Annotated in this window: 13 protein-coding genes and 1 pseudogene; 11 read left to right on the top strand and 3 right to left on the bottom strand. The window is 61.3% G+C overall.

Annotated elements, in window-relative coordinates:
• Both PMI03_RS16160 and PMI03_RS16155 read left to right on the top strand, forming a co-directional pair.
• A pseudogene (locus PMI03_RS16160) lies at window positions 1–205 on the top strand (ribose ABC transporter); the annotation flags it as partial.
• Window positions 198–944 (top strand): ATP-binding cassette domain-containing protein, encoded by a 747-nt coding sequence (locus PMI03_RS16155; RefSeq protein ID WP_007695124.1) that lies wholly within the window; start codon window positions 198–200, stop codon window positions 942–944. The pseudogene PMI03_RS16160 and the gene PMI03_RS16155, both read left to right, overlap by 8 nt.
• A gap of 19 nt (window positions 945–963) precedes the next feature.
• Here the strand turns inward: PMI03_RS16155 and PMI03_RS16150 are convergent, their stop codons facing one another.
• Window positions 964–1,623: a GntR family transcriptional regulator gene (locus tag PMI03_RS16150; RefSeq protein WP_039974196.1), complete on the bottom strand. Its 660-nt coding sequence runs from the start codon at window positions 1,621–1,623 to the stop codon at window positions 964–966.
• 128 nt (window positions 1,624–1,751) lie between these two features.
• Between PMI03_RS16150 and PMI03_RS16145 the strand changes: the two genes are divergently transcribed.
• The 8 genes from PMI03_RS16145 (at window position 1,752) to PMI03_RS16110 (ending at window position 10,534) form a co-directional block, all read left to right on the top strand.
• Complete coding sequence (locus PMI03_RS16145; RefSeq protein ID WP_007695119.1) at window positions 1,752–2,399, top strand: GntR family transcriptional regulator; 648 nt, start codon at window positions 1,752–1,754, stop codon at window positions 2,397–2,399.
• A 111-nt stretch (window positions 2,400–2,510) separates the two neighbouring features.
• Window positions 2,511–3,347 carry an ABC transporter substrate-binding protein gene (locus PMI03_RS16140; RefSeq protein ID WP_007695118.1) on the top strand — a complete coding sequence of 279 codons (837 nt, stop codon included), beginning with the start codon at window positions 2,511–2,513 and terminating at the stop codon, window positions 3,345–3,347.
• Between the two features lie 72 nt (window positions 3,348–3,419).
• Window positions 3,420–4,115 carry an amino acid ABC transporter permease gene (locus tag PMI03_RS16135; RefSeq protein WP_007695115.1) on the top strand — a complete coding sequence of 232 codons (696 nt, stop codon included), beginning with the start codon at window positions 3,420–3,422 and terminating at the stop codon, window positions 4,113–4,115.
• Between the two features lie 16 nt (window positions 4,116–4,131).
• Window positions 4,132–5,022 carry a 4-hydroxy-tetrahydrodipicolinate synthase gene (dapA, locus tag PMI03_RS16130; RefSeq protein ID WP_007695113.1) on the top strand — a complete coding sequence of 297 codons (891 nt, stop codon included), beginning with the start codon at window positions 4,132–4,134 and terminating at the stop codon, window positions 5,020–5,022.
• Between the two features lie 10 nt (window positions 5,023–5,032).
• A complete protein-coding gene (locus tag PMI03_RS16125) occupies window positions 5,033–7,951 on the top strand; it encodes an FAD-dependent oxidoreductase (RefSeq protein ID WP_007695107.1) in 2,919 nt (972 codons plus the stop codon).
• Window positions 7,948–8,676: an amino acid ABC transporter ATP-binding protein gene (locus tag PMI03_RS16120; protein ID WP_007695105.1), complete on the top strand. Its 729-nt coding sequence runs from the start codon at window positions 7,948–7,950 to the stop codon at window positions 8,674–8,676. The genes PMI03_RS16125 and PMI03_RS16120 overlap by 4 nt, the downstream gene beginning before the upstream one ends.
• Window positions 8,677–8,687: 11 nt before the next feature.
• A complete protein-coding gene (hydA, locus tag PMI03_RS16115; protein WP_007695103.1) occupies window positions 8,688–10,121 on the top strand; it encodes a dihydropyrimidinase in 1,434 nt (477 codons plus the stop codon).
• Entirely contained in the window at window positions 10,118–10,534 is a 417-nt protein-coding gene (locus PMI03_RS16110; protein WP_007695101.1) for a DUF3830 family protein, read from the top strand. Before hydA ends, PMI03_RS16110 begins: the two co-directional genes overlap by 4 nt.
• Before the next feature lie 60 nt (window positions 10,535–10,594).
• Here PMI03_RS16110 and putA read toward each other — a convergent pair whose 3' ends face one another.
• A complete protein-coding gene (gene putA / locus PMI03_RS16105; RefSeq protein WP_007695098.1) occupies window positions 10,595–14,299 on the bottom strand; it encodes a trifunctional transcriptional regulator/proline dehydrogenase/L-glutamate gamma-semialdehyde dehydrogenase in 3,705 nt (1,234 codons plus the stop codon).
• A 189-nt stretch (window positions 14,300–14,488) separates the two neighbouring features.
• Here putA and PMI03_RS16100 point away from each other — a divergent pair, with 189 nt between their 5' ends.
• The gene (locus PMI03_RS16100; RefSeq protein WP_007695096.1) at window positions 14,489–14,950 is read left to right on the top strand and encodes an Lrp/AsnC family transcriptional regulator; all 462 of its coding nucleotides are present in this window, start codon (window positions 14,489–14,491) and stop codon (window positions 14,948–14,950) included.
• 6 nt (window positions 14,951–14,956) lie between these two features.
• Here PMI03_RS16100 and PMI03_RS16095 read toward each other — a convergent pair.
• Window positions 14,957–15,905 (bottom strand): IS630 family transposase gene (locus PMI03_RS16095; RefSeq protein WP_085997453.1). Its coding sequence is split into 2 segments (ribosomal slippage): window positions 14,957–15,568 and window positions 15,570–15,905, totalling 948 coding nucleotides; the frame shifts between segments, so codons are not numbered across the junction.
• Between the last annotated feature and the right edge of the window lie 149 nt (window positions 15,906–16,054).

The raw sequence follows: 16,054 nt of genomic DNA, 5'->3' as shown, positions 1-16,054 counted from the left end.
CGGCGGCCCCAGCCTGTTCGGCGGCTCCGGGACGATCATCGGCACTGTTGCCGGGGCCTTGGTCATTGCCGTCATCCAGTACGGTCTGGTTTTCATGAATGTCGAACCCTTCTGGCAGTTCATTGCCGTCGGCATCGTCATCATCATTTCGGTGCTTATCGATCAGGCGCAGCGCCGGTTCAGCGGAGCAAAACAGGATGAATAGCGCAACGCCCCTTCTCGAAGTCCGCAACCTGTCGCGTTATTTCGGTGCGGTCCATGCCCTGGACAATTGCTCCCTGGTCGTCCGTCCTGGCGAAGTCGTCGCGCTGGCGGGAGACAATGGCGCCGGCAAGACGACGATGATCAAAGCGATCTCGGGCGTCTATCCGCCGACCTCGGGCGAAATCCTGATCGAAGGAAAGCCCGTCACCTTCTCCTCGCCGCAGGATGCGCGGGAAAAGGGGATCGAGACGATCTATCAGGATCTGGCGCTCGCCGATAATCTGACGATCGGCGCCAATATCTTCCTTGGCCGCGAGCCGATGAAGAAGCTCTTCGGCTTCTTGCCGGTCATCGACCGGAAGGCGATGGCGGAGGCGGCGCGCGCGACGATGGCGCAGCTCGATTTCCATGTGAAAAGGCTCGACGCACCGGTCAGCAACTTCTCCGGCGGCCAGCGTCAGGCGGTGGCGATCGGACGCGCAGTCTATTGGAACGCCCGCATCCTGATCATGGACGAGCCGACGGCAGCCCTTGGCGTGCCGGAACAGCGCAAGGTCGTGGCGCTCATCAAGTCGCTGAAGGCGCAGGGACGCGGGGTGATCTTCATCTCGCATAATCTGCAGGACATCTTTGCCGTCTCCGACCGCATCGTCGTCCTGCGTCGCGGTATCGTCGCGGGCGAGCGCCAGATCAGCGAAACCACGCATGAGGAAGTCGTCAAGCTGATGATCGGCGGCTAACCGCCGATCATGTCTATCGTCAGGCGACGCCTAGATGCTGGCGGGTGAAGGCGATCAGGCTTTCTATATGGAGGGCGACGGCGTTGCGGGTTTGGCCCGCATCGCCGCGTTCCACGGCCTCGATGATGACGAGATGTTCGGTCGAGTCGGGCTTCAGGCGATCCTTCAGGCGATCGATCTCGAACAGGCGCGTGGTGGCGCGCAGCTCCCGTAGCACCTTCGCCATGACGGTATTTCCGCAATGATCGATGATCAGGTTGTGCAGGTTGTCGTCGGAGACCCAGTGCGCGTCGGTGTGATAGGCGGTCGCGTCGAGAAGCTCATGGATCTCGCGCCGCACGGCGATCAGTTGCCGGCGCGGAATATTGGGGATCGCCAGGACGGCCGCCTCGGGCTCGATCAGCAATCGCAGCCGCAGGCTTTGCAGATATTCACCGATATCCACCTGCCGTACGACGTAGTTGCGGCCATCGCCCTTGCGCACCAGCCCTTCGCCTTCCAGCCGCTGTAGCGCCTCCCGCAGAGGGGTGCGGGAAATGCCGAGGGTTTCGGCGAGTCTTGCCTCGACGATGACCTGTCCGCCCTTCAGCCTGCGATGGCGAATCATGTCGGAAACGGCTTTGTAGGTCAGCGAGGCAAGATTGTGCTGTCCGCCCGTGGACGACGGTGTCGCCGGCATGATTGAAATATCTGTCACCCCTACCTCATTTCCCGGGCTGCCCGCATCCTGCGTGACAACGCTCTTTCTTCATACACGCAGCTGTTACATATGATAGCCGATCTCGCAAAGAAGCAAAAAGGGAACTCATGGACGATCGCCTGAACGACGCGGGAGAGGCAAGCCTTGCCGACGAAACCTATCGTCTGCTTTTAGCCGATATTCTCTCGGCGCGGCTGGTGGGCGGATCGGTGGTGCAGCAAAGGCGGCTTGCAAGCAAGCATGCCGTGTCGCGCTCTCCGATGCGCCACGCACTCGGCCGCCTTGAAGGGGAGGGGCTGCTGGTCCGCAATGACAAGGGGGTGCTTTGCGTCCGGGTCATAACGCTGAAGGACTATCTCGACAGCCTGGCGATGCGGATGCTGCTCGAGCCGAGTGCCATTGCCTTGGCAGCTTCGCATATGACCGAGGAGGAGTTGAAATCACTCTCGGTGATGCTGGATGCGATCGAGGCCGAGCCGGATCCGGATCCGGAGCTCGTCTGGCAGTTCGACGATGCACTGCATGGCTCCGTCGCCGCCGCTAGCGGCAATCCCTTCATGGCAGCCGTGATCGGTGAGATGCGGCGCTATACGACGATCTTTGAAAGGCAGATGGCGGTGGTCCGGGCAAAACCCGGTGTCGCCGAGCATCGGGCGATCCTGGCCGCACTTTCGGCACATGATTCCGATGCGGCGCGGCAGGCGATGGCGCGCCATCTCGAGGCGGTTCGGCAGGGCGTTCTTACAAATTACTGAGGGGGCGTCGCAGCAGCTCTTGCATCGCCGGAGAAATTTTGTATAAAAGTGGGATCCCATATGAATGCAAACTTTGGGACGCCAATAAGAAAACCAGCTCCAGAGGTCATCATGTTCCGAATTCAATTGTCCCGCGGCATTCTCGCCGCATCGTTCCTAGTCCTGACAACATCGTTCGCCCTTGCTCAATCCTGCACGCCAAAGGTCGCGGCCGGCGAGCTGATCACGCCGGGCAAGCTGGTGATGTCGACCAACCCGACACTGCCGCCCTTGCAGTTCATCGACTCCAGCGGCGACCTGAAGGGCATGCGTGTCGAGCTCGGCACCGAGATCGCCAAGCGTCTCTGCCTTGAGCCGGAATATGTCCGGATCGAGTTCTCCGCGATGGTGCCGGGCCTGCAGGCCGGCCGCTGGGATATGATCAACACCGGTATCTTCTTCACCGAGGAACGCGCCAAGATCATGCAGATGATCCCCTATGAGGATCAGGCGATCAGCGTTTCGGTCGCGCCGAATTCCGACAAGAAGGTCGCCAGCAAAGACGATCTCGCCGGCATGACGATCGGCGTCGAGATCGGCGGTTTCGAAGAAACCAAGACGCGCCTCCTCGACAAGGAATTGCGCGATGCCGGCAAGAAGGGCCTGACGATCCAGACCTTCGACAATTTCGCGCTCGCCTATCAGGCTTTGCGTGCGGGCCAAGTCGATGGCGTGGTGTCGATCGATGCCGTCGCCAAGGACTATGACGCGCGGGGCGACTTCAAGCGAGCACTCAGCGGCCTCTATCCCGCACCGGTGGCCGTCGCCTTCAAGAGCCCGGCGCTTGCCGATGCCGTATCGGCGACGCTCAAGGAGATGAAGGCTGACGGATCGCTGAAGGCGCTGTTCGACAAGTACGGATTGCCTATGGTGTCCGGTGATTATTCCGTGAAGGGCCCTGGCCGCTGATCGGTTTGATCGGTTCATCGGAATGGCGATGCGCGGGGCTGCCGCGCTCGCCTTGAGCAGAAAGTTACGTTCATGACGCTTTGGAGCTGGTCGGGTTTCTTCGGATACCTGTTTAATCCCTTCATCCTCGGTGGGGTCTTCACGACCATCTGGCTGACCGTCGTGTCGCTGACGGCGGGTCTTATCCTTGGATTTGTCCTTGCCCTGATGCGGCGATCACCGTTCCGCTTGGCCAAGACCGTCGCCAAGATCTACATCTGGCTGTTTCGGGGCACGCCGCTGCTCGTCCAGCTTATTGCTCTCTACACGGCGCTGCCGCAGTTCGGCATTCGCTTCACCGTGATCGAGGCGGCCTTGATCGGGCTCGCGCTCAACGAAGCCGCCTATCTTGCGGAAATTATCCGTGCCGGTATCGAGGCTGTTCCGGAGGGGCAGGCCCGCGCTGCGCGGGCGCTCGGGATGACGGAGCGGCAGATCATGCGCCACATCGTCATGCCGCAAGCCTTCAAGGTGATCATCCCGCCGCTTGGAAACTCCGTCAACGGCTTGCTGAAGACGACCTCCGTGACCTCGGTCATCTCCATGGAGGAGCTTCTGCGGCGCACCCAGGTGCTCATCCAGGAGCACTTCATGGTGCTGGAGCTCTTCGCGGTGGCGGCCATCTACTACCTTCTTCTGACCACGCTCTGGGATTTCGTCCAGAACCATATCGAGAAGCGCTTCGGTCAAGCTACCAACTCCCGGCTTTCCGTCACCGAGAAGCGCTAGAACCAGGATATCTGACATGACTAGGAAGTTTCGCGGTGTCTATACCGTGATGATCACGCCGTTGGACGCGAACGGCGCCGTGGATCTGAAGGCGCTGGCCGCCTTTACCGACTGGCAGGTGCGAGAGGGCATTCATGGCCTCATCCCGCTTGGCTCGACCGGCGAATTCCTGTCGCTCAGCGAAGAGGAACGTGACGGTGTGGCACGGACGGTCATCGAAACTGTTGCCGGCCGCGTTCCGGTGCTGATCGGGACCGGCGCGGAAGACACGCGCGAATGTGTCCGTCTCAGTCTCAAAGCGGAGGCGATGGGCGCTGATGGCGTCATGATCATCCCGCCCTTCTATTCCACGCCAACGGATGACGAACTGGTCCATCACTATCGCACGGTGGCCGAAGCGATCTCCATCCCGATCATGGTCTATAACAACCCGGCGACGGCCAATGTCGATCTGAAGCCGGAGCTGGTGAAGCGTATCGCCGAGATCAAGGGCTGCGATTACATCAAGGAATCGACCCTCGAAGTGACGCGGGTGCGTGACATCATCCGCTTGGCGGGCGACAATATGACCGTCTTCGGCGGTATTCTCGGCTTCGAATCCTTTGTGATGGGAGCGGAAGGCTGGGTCGCCGTTGCTTCGAACGTGGCGCCGGGGCCGATGGTCCGCATTTTCGAGCTTGCTGCCGATGAAAAGAAGACCGATGAAGCACGCGCGCTTTACCTGAAGTGGCTGCCGATCATCCAGGCCGTCGGTGGGCAAGCCTATGTTGCCGGATCGAAGGCGCTGCTGACGCATATGGGTTTTGCCGCCGGCACGCCCCGCCCGCCGCGCCTGCCGCTGCCGCCCGAACAGGACGCGGCCATGAAAAAGCTGGTTTCGGACTTCGGTCTGACATTCAGCGCCTGAGGATCGAGAAATGTCCGCCTCGCATGCCAACCCGAATTCCGGATCGGAACCAGCCGTCGAGTTCTTCGTCGACGACGTGGCTTTCCGTGCCGAGCGCGGGATGACGATCGCGGCGGGGATCGAGGCGGGCGGACGGCACGATTTTTCCCGCGGCCTCAAGGGCGAGGCACGCGGTCTTTTCTGCGGCATGGGCGCATGTCAGGATTGCCTTGTCACTGTCGACGGCAGGGTCAGTCAGCGCGCCTGCATGACGTCGGTCACGGAAGGAATGCAGGTTCGCCGGCCGGCTTCAAAGCCAGCGCCCACGGCGGACCATGCTGACCTCTGCGAGGTGCCGGCGGAGATCCCTTGTCTGGAGATGGACGTGCTGGTGGTCGGCGCCGGGCCAGCTGGCCTGGCGGCTGCCGAGGTCGCAGCAGCAGCCGGAGCGAGCGTAACCTTGGTCGACGAGCGCGCTATTGCCGGCGGGCAATATTTCAAGCAGCCCTCGACATCGAAGGCGGCTTTGCGTCTCAGCGATGACGAGCAGGCCCGATCAGGCGCCGACCTGATCCGGCGTGCCCGGGCTGCGGGCGTGTCGATGATTGGCGGAACACTCGTCTGGGGCGCGGAGAATGAGGAGGGCGGTCCAAGGATCGCATGCTACGGTCCGCAAGGTGCCTTTTATTGCAAGCCGCGAATGATCGTGATCGCGACGGGAGCCTATGAGCGGCCGCCAGCCGTACCCGGCTGGACACGCCCCGGTGTTATGACGGCAGGTGCTGCGCAAACGCTACTGAGAAGCTACGGTACGGTGCCCGCCGGACGGATCGTCATTGCCGGCAACGGCCCTCTCAACATTCAGGTCGCCAATGAGATCCGCAAAGCCGGCGGTTCCGTCGTCGCGCTGGTGGAAACCGCTCCGGCGCCGTGGAAGCAACCATTGTCTGCGCTCAAGCTTCTGGCCGCTGACAAGGCGCTTGCAATAGGCGGATTGCGGCAGGTGGCCGCCTTGCGCTCAGCCGGCATTCCGATCCTCTGGGAAAGCCGAGTTGCGTCGATAGACGGGCAAGTCGATGTCGAAACCATCACGGTCACTGGACCGGATGGTGAAATCAGGCTTGAGGCTGATGCCGTTCTGATCGGCGGCAGTTTTGCGTCCTCAAACGAACTTTCCAGATTGCTCGGTTGCGGCCATGAGGTCATCGATAGCGATCTCGTTGCCACCACCAAGGATGATGGCGAGACCACGCTTGCCCATATCCATGTGGTAGGAGAAGCCGCCCGCTTCGGTGGCGCGCATATCGCCATGGCCCAAGGCCGGCTTGCCGGAATTGCCGTGGCCCGCAAGCTTGGCCTCGACGTCGCACTGGATCCCGGTGCTGAACGCAGGCTTACACGGCACCGGAATTTTCAGGCGATGCTTTGGACCGTCTTCAAAGCGGCCTGTCCGATTGGCGACAAATTACCACCGGATCACACCGTCATCTGTCGTTGCGAGGGCGTTACCTATGGCGCGCTGAGGGCGCTTGGCGAGCATAGCGCCAGGGACATCGCGACGTTGAAGCGGCTGTCGCGTGCCGGGATGGGGCGCTGCCAGAGCCGCTATTGCGGCCACGCCATCGCGGCCGTCGTCGGAGAGAAACGCACTGCCGGAGAGACGCGCGGCTTTCTCGCTCCGCAAATGCCGCTGCGGCCGGTGCCGCTGGCAGCGCTTGCGGTCGAAAAGCCCGAGTGGGGTGGCCATAGGCGGGCGCTATTGCCCGAAAAACCGCCGCTCGAAAGCCGCGAACCGCTGCCGCTGTCGCAGACCTCGACGCTGGTCATCGGGGCAGGGATTGCCGGGTTGTCGACGGCCCTCTTTCTCGCCCGCGAAGGCGAAGAGGTCATCGTATTGGAGCGTGCCTTTCCGAATTCGCTGGCCTCGGGTGGCAATGCGGGTAGTCTGCATGCGCAGCTTCTGTCCTTCGATCACGGCGCTCGGGCCGAAGGCGGCGGCAGTGCGGCGGCACAGACGTTGCCTTTGCAGCGCGATTCCATCGCCCTTTGGGCAGCCCTGCAGGATGAGCTCGGCTGCGATTTCGAGATGAAGGCGACGGGCGGCCTGATGGTTGCCGAGACCGAGGCGCACATGCGCTTCCTCGCTGAGAAGGTCGGCGTCGAGCAGCGGGCCGGCATCGATTGCAGGCTGATTGGTCAAGAGGAATTGCGAGCCCTGGAACCGGCCCTGTCGCCGGATTTTGTCGGCGCCGCCTATTGTTCGCAGGAAGGCAAGATCAACCCGCTGGTCGCCACGCAGCATATTCTCGAAGCGGCACGAGCGAAGGGTGCCCGTATCTTCGAAACATGCGAGGTCCTCGGCATCGTGCCCGGTCCGGCTGGCTTTGAGGTGACGACATCGCGCGGCACGATCCGGGCAAAACGCATCGTCAATGCAGCCGGCGCGTTTTCATCGCGCATCGGATCGATGCTTGGTCTCGACATTCCCGTCTTCGGCGCGCCTTTGCAGATGGTGGTGACGGAGGCGGCCGCGCCGCTGATTTCCTGCCTCGTCGCCCACGCCGATCGTCATCTGACCCTGAAGCAGGCGGCCAACGGCAATTTCATCATCGGCGGCGGCTGGACCGCCGGCCTCGATCCGGTACATCAACATCCAAGGCCGCTGCTGTCGAGCCTCGAGGGCAATCTCTGGGTTGCCCAGCATGTGGTCCCGGCGCTGCGCAAGCTGCATGTCATCCGCAGCTGGGCGGCGATGAACATCAATATCGACGGCGCGCCGATCCTCGGCGAGCATCCGCAACAGCCCGGCTATTTCAGCGCCGTCACGTCCAACGGCTATACGCTCGGCCCGATCGTCGGCCAGTTGACTGCACAGCTCGTCCTTGGCCGCGAAACCGGCAGGGCGCTGCAACCCTTTTCCATCACTCGTTTCGCGAAAGGCCGCTCATGATCGAAATCAGTGGCGTCTCCAAATTCTACGGCAACTACGAAGTCCTGAAGAACTGCTCCGTCAATGTCGATCGCGGCGAGGTCGTCGTCGTCTGCGGCCCGTCCGGCTCCGGCAAATCGACGCTGATCAAATGCGTGAACGGTCTGGAGCCTTTCCAGAAGGGCTCGATCCGCGTCCACGGGATCGAGGTGGGGGACCCGAAGACGGATCTGCCGAACCTGCGCACCCGCATCGGCATGGTCTTCCAGAATTTCGAGCTTTTCGCGCATCTGACCATCATCGACAATCTCATGCTGGCGCAGAAGATCGTGCTTGGGCGCAGCGAGACGGCTGCGAAGACCAAGGCCATGCAGCTTCTCGATCGCGTCGAGCTTGCCGACCATGCCAACAAATATCCGAGCCAGCTTTCCGGCGGTCAGCAGCAGCGCGTCGCCATTGCGCGGGCGCTCGCCATGGACCCCTTGGCGATGCTCTTCGACGAGCCGACCTCGGCACTCGATCCCGAGATGATTTCCGAAGTGCTCGACGTCATGACGGGCCTTGCGAAGGACGGCATGACGATGATGGTCGTCACCCATGAGATGGGCTTTGCCCGCCGCGTCGCCACCCGCGTGATCTTCATCGACCAGGGCGAGATCGTCGAGGACCGTCCCAGCGAGGAATTCTTTGCCGGCAAGCACAATCCGAGGACGGAAGCGTTCCTCGGCAAGATCCTGCAACACTGAGGAAGCGATCCATGTCCGACTTCGATCTCATCATTCAGAATGGCACGGTTGCAACCGCGTCCGACGTGTTCAACGCCGATATCGGCATCCGAAACGGCAAGATCGTCCAGATCGGCGAGAACCTTTCAGGCGCTGAGCGCATCATCGATGCGTCGGGCAAATTCGTGCTGCCGGGTGGCATCGATAGCCATGTGCATATCTCGCAGCCATCTGGCGACGGCATCGTCATGGCCGATGATTTCGCCAGCGGCACGCTGTCGGCGGTTTTTGGCGGCAACACGACCCTCATGCCGTTCTGCCTGCAGCAGAAGGACATGTCGCTACGTGAGGCGCTGACGGCCTATCACAAGCTCGCCGAAGGCGAATGCTACACCGATATCAGCTTTCACTTGATCGTCTCGGATCCGACGGAAGCGGTTCTCGGCCAGGAGATTCCGGCGCTGGTGGCGGATGGCTACACATCGCTGAAGGTCTTCATGACCTACGAAGGCCTGCGGTTGAGCGATGGGGAGATCCTGAGAACGCTCGATGTGGCGCGGCGCACCGGCGCCACCGTCATGGTCCATTGCGAGAACGAAGATGCGATACGATTCCTGATCGAAAAGCACGAGCTGGCCGGCGATGTCGCCCCGCGTGCCCATGCCTCGACGCGTCCGATCGCCGTCGAACGCGAGGCCACGCATCGCGCACTGTCGCTTGCCGAGATCGTCGATATCCCGATCGTCATCGTTCACGTTTCGAATGGCGAAGCGATGGAAGAGATCATGCGGGCGCGGGCGCGCGGCATCAAGGTGATCGGCGAAACCTGCCCGCAATATCTGACGCTGACCGCCAAGGATCTCGACGGAATGGACTGGGAAGGCGCGAAATTCGTCTGTTCGCCACCGCCGCGGGATGAGGCGGCGCAGGCCGATTGCTGGCGCGGGATCGAGACGGGTGTGTTCGAACTCTTTTCCTCGGATCATTGCCCTTTTCGCTACGAGGATGAGCGCGGCAAGCTGAACCCGAAAGGCAGCACCAATTTCCGGCATATTCCGAACGGTATCCCCGGTGTCGAGACGCGCCTTCCCATCCTGTTCTCGCAGGGCGTGATGACGGGCCGCATCGATCTTCCGCGCTTCGTGGCACTGACCTCCACGAACCATGCCAAGACCTACGGCCTCTATCCGCAGAAGGGCACGATCGCCATCGGTGCGGACGCCGATATCGCCATATGGGACCCCGCCATTACCCGTACGATCCGGCACGCGGATCTGCATGACGGTGCCGATTACTCGCCCTATGAAGGGATCGAGATAAATGGCTGGCCGGTCACCACCATCGTCGCCGGCAAGATCATGGTCGATGATGGCGTCCTGACCGGCCCGAAGGGGCATGGCAAATATTGTTCCGCAAAGGTGGGACAGACAAACGACATTAGCAACGCAAGGAAAGACATCCGATGAAATTGAAGATTACCGCCGGCCCCTTTGAATTCGATGCCGTGCTTGAAACCGCAAAAGCTCCGAAGACCTCCGAGGCTTTCCTGAAGCAGATGCCGTTCGAAGGCCAGATCGTACATGTCCGCTGGTCGGGCGAGGGCGTCTGGATTCCGCTCGGCGACCTCGATTTTGGCGTCGGATATGAAAACCACACCAGCCATCCGGCACCGGGGCATATCATTCTCTATCCGGGCGGCATCAGCGAAACCGAAATCCTGCTTGCCTATGGCGGCGTCGATTTCTCCTCGAAAATGGGCCAGCTCGCCGGCAATCACTTCATCACCGTAACGTCCAACCTCGACAAGCTGCCCGAACTTGGCCGCCTGACCCTGTGGGAAGGCGCGCAGTCGATCCGCTTTGAGACGGCTGAGGGCTGAGGCTCCGCCAGTGAACCACGATCACGGACCATTTCGATGTCCGTGATCGTCTTGCTCGATCTATCCGATCGACATCAGGCTCGCATTCCCGCCCGCTGCTGCTGTGTTGATGGAGGTCGTCACCTCCTCCAGCAGCCAGTTGAGGCAATAGGCATCAGGTCCCTTCGCGATCTCGTCGGACGACGCACCCTGGACAAGAACCAATGGTCCCGGAAGAGCCGCGATAGCCTGCACCACTGCCTTTATCCGGTCTGCATTTCCTTCGATCAGCGCTCCCGCAAGGGGACCATCCGCTGCCCAGTCGGTCGACCAGGAGATCCGGTTTGCGACCTTTTCCGGCAGATCGCGAAGTTCGTCCTGAAGCCCTGACGAAGCGTCCACCACGATGGAATTGCCCGTGGCAAGGGCTGCCGCAACTTGAACGTAGAGGCCGAGCGCCGTCTGCGGCACGAGCAATATCTTCCCGCGAGGATGCAGTTGATAAAGGTTCAGCTCGCCGACAGGGCCGGGCAGCTCTATGGCGAGACCCAGCGATGACCCACTGGCGATAGCGCGCGCCCGCTCGGCCGCCTGCGGCACTCCCTTGCCGTCGAGCCAGCTGAGGAAGTCGCTTGCGGCCTGATCCGTCTTGACGCTGGCATCCCGAAGCGGCTCGGTTGGGGAGGCGACCAGCCGGCGAAGATAGAGGGGGCCGCCGGCCTTCGGCCCGGTGCCGGAAAGGCCGCGCCCGCCAAACGGCTGGACACCCACCACGGCGCCGATGATGTTCCGATTGACGTAGAGATTGCCTGCCCTCACGCGCCCGGCGACATGCGCGATGGTCCCGTCAAGCCGCGTGTGCAGCCCGAAGGTTAGTCCGTAGCCCGAGGCATTTACCGCATCTATCAGCTTGTCGAGCTTCTTGCGCTGGTAGCGGATGATGTGGAGCACCGGCCCGAACACTTCCTTCTTGAGATCGGCCAGGTTCTTCAGCTCGATGATCGTCGGAGCGACAAAAGTCCCCTTTGCGGCGGCGGGCGGAAGATCGAGTTGCTGTACCTTGCAGCCCAGTTCGCGCATGCTTTCGATATGCCCGTCGATGCTGCGCTTGGCGCTGTCATCGATGACGGGACCGATATCGATCGCCAGCCGATCGGTGCGGCCGACCGACAATTCGCCAAGCGCGCCGCGCAGCATGGTCAATGTCCGGTCGGCGATCTCCTCCTGTAAGCAGAGGACGCGAAGGGCCGAGCAGCGCTGTCCGGCGCTGTCGAAGGCCGAGGCGATGACATCGCCGACGACTTGTTCGGCGAGCGCCGAGGAGTCGACGATCATGCCGTTCTGCCCACCGGTCTCGGCAATCAGCGGGATCGGCTTGTTGAATTTCGACAGTCTCTCCGCAAGCTGCGCCTGGATGAGCCGGGCCACTTCGGTCGACCCGGTGAACATTACGCCGGATGTTTCCGGGGCGCCTACGAGGGCAGCACCCGTTCGGCCGCTGCCGGGCACGAACTGGAGCGCCCCGCGCGGAATTCCCGCTTCATGAAGGATGCGAACGCCTTGCGCGGCAATCAGCGGCGTGACGCCGGCCGGCTTGGCGACGACCGGATTGCCGGCGACGAGTGCGGCCGCGATCTGGCCGGTGAAAATCGCCAGTGGAAAATTCCATGGGCTGATGCAGACGATCGGACCGAGCGGAACGCTGTCAGGCTTCAACACCTTGCGCGCCTGCTCGGCGTAATAGCGCAGGAAGTCGATGGCTTCCCTGACTTCGCCGATGGCGTTGGCGGCCGACTTCCCCGCTTCCCGCATCACCAGGCCGATCAGCGTTTCCATCTCCGCCTGCATCAGATCCGCGGCCCGTTCCAGGCAGCTTGCTCTTTCCGTCGGGCTGATAGCAGCCCATTCCGGAGCCGCTTCGGCGGCGAGACGCATCACGATGGCCGCATCGGCGGCGCTCAATTCAGTGACATGACCGACGAGGTCGGAATGGTCGGCGGGATTGAGGACCGGCCGGGTTTCACCGCGTTCGGACCTATCCGCGAGCAGGGGCTTGGCGACCCATTCCATTGCCGCCGAAGCGAGCAGGTGCTTGGCAAGGCCTGCGAGCGATGTTTCGTTCGACAGATCGATGCCGGCCGAGTTCCTGCGGACGTCATGGAAGAGATCGGCGGGAAGGGCGATCTTGTCATGCTGGGCGCCAACGACTTTCATCGCGCGCACCACTTCGACGGGATCGGCAATCAGGTCTGCGACCGGAACGGCGGGGTCGGCGATCTTGTTGACGAAAGAGGAATTGGCGCCGTTTTCAAGCAGGCGCCTGACGAGATAGGCAAGCAACGTCTCATGCGTGCCGACGGGCGCATAGATCCGGCAGGGGCGATCGAGATTGTCGTTGCCCACGACTTCCTCGTACAGTGGCTCGCCCATGCCATGCAGGCACTGGAATTCATACTTGCCTACAGAAAAGTCGCTGCCGGCCATCTGATAGATCGTCGCCAGTGTCTGCGCATTATGCGTGGCAAATTGCGGGAAGATCAGATCGGTCGCCGCTAGCAGCTTCTTGGCGCAGGCGATGTAGGAAACGTCGGTATAGACCTTGCGGGTGTAGACCGGGAAGCCATCGAGGCCGTCAAGCTGGGCGCGCTTGATCTCGGCATCCCAATAGGCCCCTTTGACGAGGCGGACCATCAGCCGGTGCCCCGAGCGGCGGGCAAGATCGATGATGAAGTCGAGGACATAGGGGCAGCGTTTGCCGTAAGCCTGGACCACGAAGCCCATGCCGTTCCAGCCGGCAAGATCGGGGTCGAGGCAAAGCGCCTCCAGAAGGTCGAGCGACAGCTCAAGCCGGTCGGCTTCCTCGGCATCGATGTTGAGGCCGATATTGTATCTCTTGGAGAGAACGGCGAGGGCTTTCACCTTCGGCAGCAGTTCGCTCATGACCCTTTCGGTCTGCGAACGCGCATAGCGCGGATGCAGGGCGGAAAGCTTGATGGATATGCCGGGGCCTTCATAAATGCCGCGGCCGGCCGAAGCCTTGCCGATCGCGTGGATCGCTGCCTCATAGTCGCGATAATAACGCTCGGCGTCGGCCTGCGTCGTCGCGGCTTCGCCCAGCATGTCATAGGAATAGCGGAAGCCCTTCGCCTCAAGCGTGCGGGCGCGCCGCAGCGCCTCGTCGATCGTCTCGCCGGTAACGAATTGCTCGCCCATCATCCGCATGGCCATGTCGACGCCACGACGAACGACCGGCTCGCCGCAGCGCGCGATCAATCGCGTCAGCGCGGCGGACAGCCCCTTGTCGTTCACGGTCGAGGTGAGCTTGCCGGTAACGACAAGTCCCCAGGTGGCGGCGTTGACGAACAGAGAACGACCGCCGCCCAGATGCGACTTCCAGTCGCCGTCGGCAATCTTGTCCCGGATCAGGGCGTCGCGCGTGGCGGTGTCCGGAATGCGAAGCAGGGCTTCGGCGAGGCACATCAATGCGACGCCTTCCTGGCTCGACAGCGAATATTCATGCACCAGACCCTCGACGCCGGTTCCCTTGTGCTTGGCACGAAGAGCCTCGATCAATATCCGGGCGGTTTCCTTGACGGCATTCCGGCTGGCGTCCGGCAAGGTTGCTGCCTCGAGCAGCGGCGGCAGGCATTCCGTCTCCGGTCGCCGGTAGGCATCGGTAATTGCCCGGCGCAGAGGACCTTGCTCGCGGATGGGCGGCGCGAACTGCGCAAATGGCGGAGCGGGGGGGGACGTCGGCTGATCGGCAAATTTGGCGGTGGCTGTCATGGTAACCTCGAGGTGCAATGGTCTGAAATGCCGATCGCCTGTCAGGCGTCTGTTGCTTGGCTGGAGGGACGCTCCAACTGCTTCGAGAGATTATATCTTAGCCTTAAAGGTCGTTCTGCCTTGAATTTGCGAAATTGCAGTCATATTGAACTTCAATACATTCGATTTTAAATAGGATTGCCTATAGAAATGACTAAAGTCAGTGAAATAGACCAGTTCGACCAGAAGATCCTCGATGCGCTCGTGGAAGACGGCCGCATGTCGATCACGGACCTTTCCGAGCGGGTCGGCCTTTCCAAGACGCCCTGCCAGGCAAGATTGAAAAAGCTGATCGACACAGGTTACATCGACGGCTTCAAGGCAATTCTGAACCCCGCCAAGTTCGGTCTCGATCATGTCGCCTTTGCCGAGGTGAAATTGACGGATACGCGCGAGCAGGCTTTGCTCAGCTTCAACAATGCCGTCAAAAAGATCAAGGAAATAGAAGAGTGCCACATGATCGCTGGCCGCTTCGATTATCTTCTCAAGGTCAGGACATCGGATATCCGCCGATACCGGATCGTGCTCGGCGAAAAGATTTCAAGCCTGCCATTCGTGGCAAGCACCTCGACCAATGTCGTCATGCAGGCGGTCAAGGAAAGCTGGTCCTAGAGCATTTCATGTTTTGACGGAAGCATAGCCAGCGTTTGTGATATAGTTTGAGCATTCGTCGGGTTGGATTGTTTCGACCAGGCTGCCGATATGACGCCAGGTGTCGTCGATGGTCCGCTTTTGTGCCTGGCGCATCCAATGCTTGATCTTCGAAAAGGCCTGCTCGATTGGATTGAGGTCCGGCGAATAGGGCGGCAGGAACCAGAGCCGTGCTCCGGCTGCTTTGATTGTCTGCCGGATGGCCGCCGACTTGTGGCTGCCGAGATTGTCCATGATGACGATATCGCCTGGCTTGAGGATAGGAACCAACTGCTGCTCGACATAGGCGCGAAAGCACTGGCCGTTAATCGGCCCGTCGAAGACACAAGGCGCTGCCAGCCGATCGCTCCTCAACGCACCCAGGAATGTCAGCGTGCGCCAGTGGCCGTGCGGCGTAAACGCCCGCAGACGCTTGCCCTTTAGTCCCCAGCCCCTGATGGGTGTCATGTTGGTCTTGATCCACGTCTCGTCAATGAAGACCAGCCGTTCAGGATCGAGATGATGTTGCAAGGTCTTCCACCGCTCTCTTCTGCGAGCAACGTCGGCACGAGCCTGTTCAAGGGCGAACAGCGTTTTTTTTGAAGCGCAGCCCTTCGCTGCGGATGAACTCCCAAATCGTATTGTGAGAGACGGTAATGCCTCGCGATGCCAGTTCGGCCTTCAGGCCATGCAGCGTCAGATGCGGGTTCTGATCAAGCCGCTCAGCAATGAAACGACGATGTGGCTCCAGAATGCGTTTGCGATGGCCCCCCATCTTGCCCGGACGAACCGATCCGGTCGCGCGATAACGCTGGGACCACTTCACCACCGAAGAGACGGCGACCTCGAAACGAGCCGCCACTGCACGGCTGCTCTCGCCGCTCAACACGGCGGCAACAACACGCTCACGAAGATCATTCGATAAAGGTGCCGTCATGAGATGCTGGCCTCCACCCAGCCAGCATCATTGAATCAGAACAAAGTCGATTCGGGAATCCGGCCCGATTCAGAAAAATGCGGAAACGCTCTAAAGCGCGGCGATTATCTGTGGGAACACCCTACTTTAATCGAACATACCGGCTTGGC

The sequence above is a fragment of the Rhizobium sp. AP16 genome, from assembly GCF_000281735.1.
Classification (GTDB): domain Bacteria; phylum Pseudomonadota; class Alphaproteobacteria; order Rhizobiales; family Rhizobiaceae; genus Rhizobium; species Rhizobium rhizogenes.
Note: the sequence above shows the minus strand (reverse complement) of the source record. Positions and strands in the feature narration are given on the sequence as shown.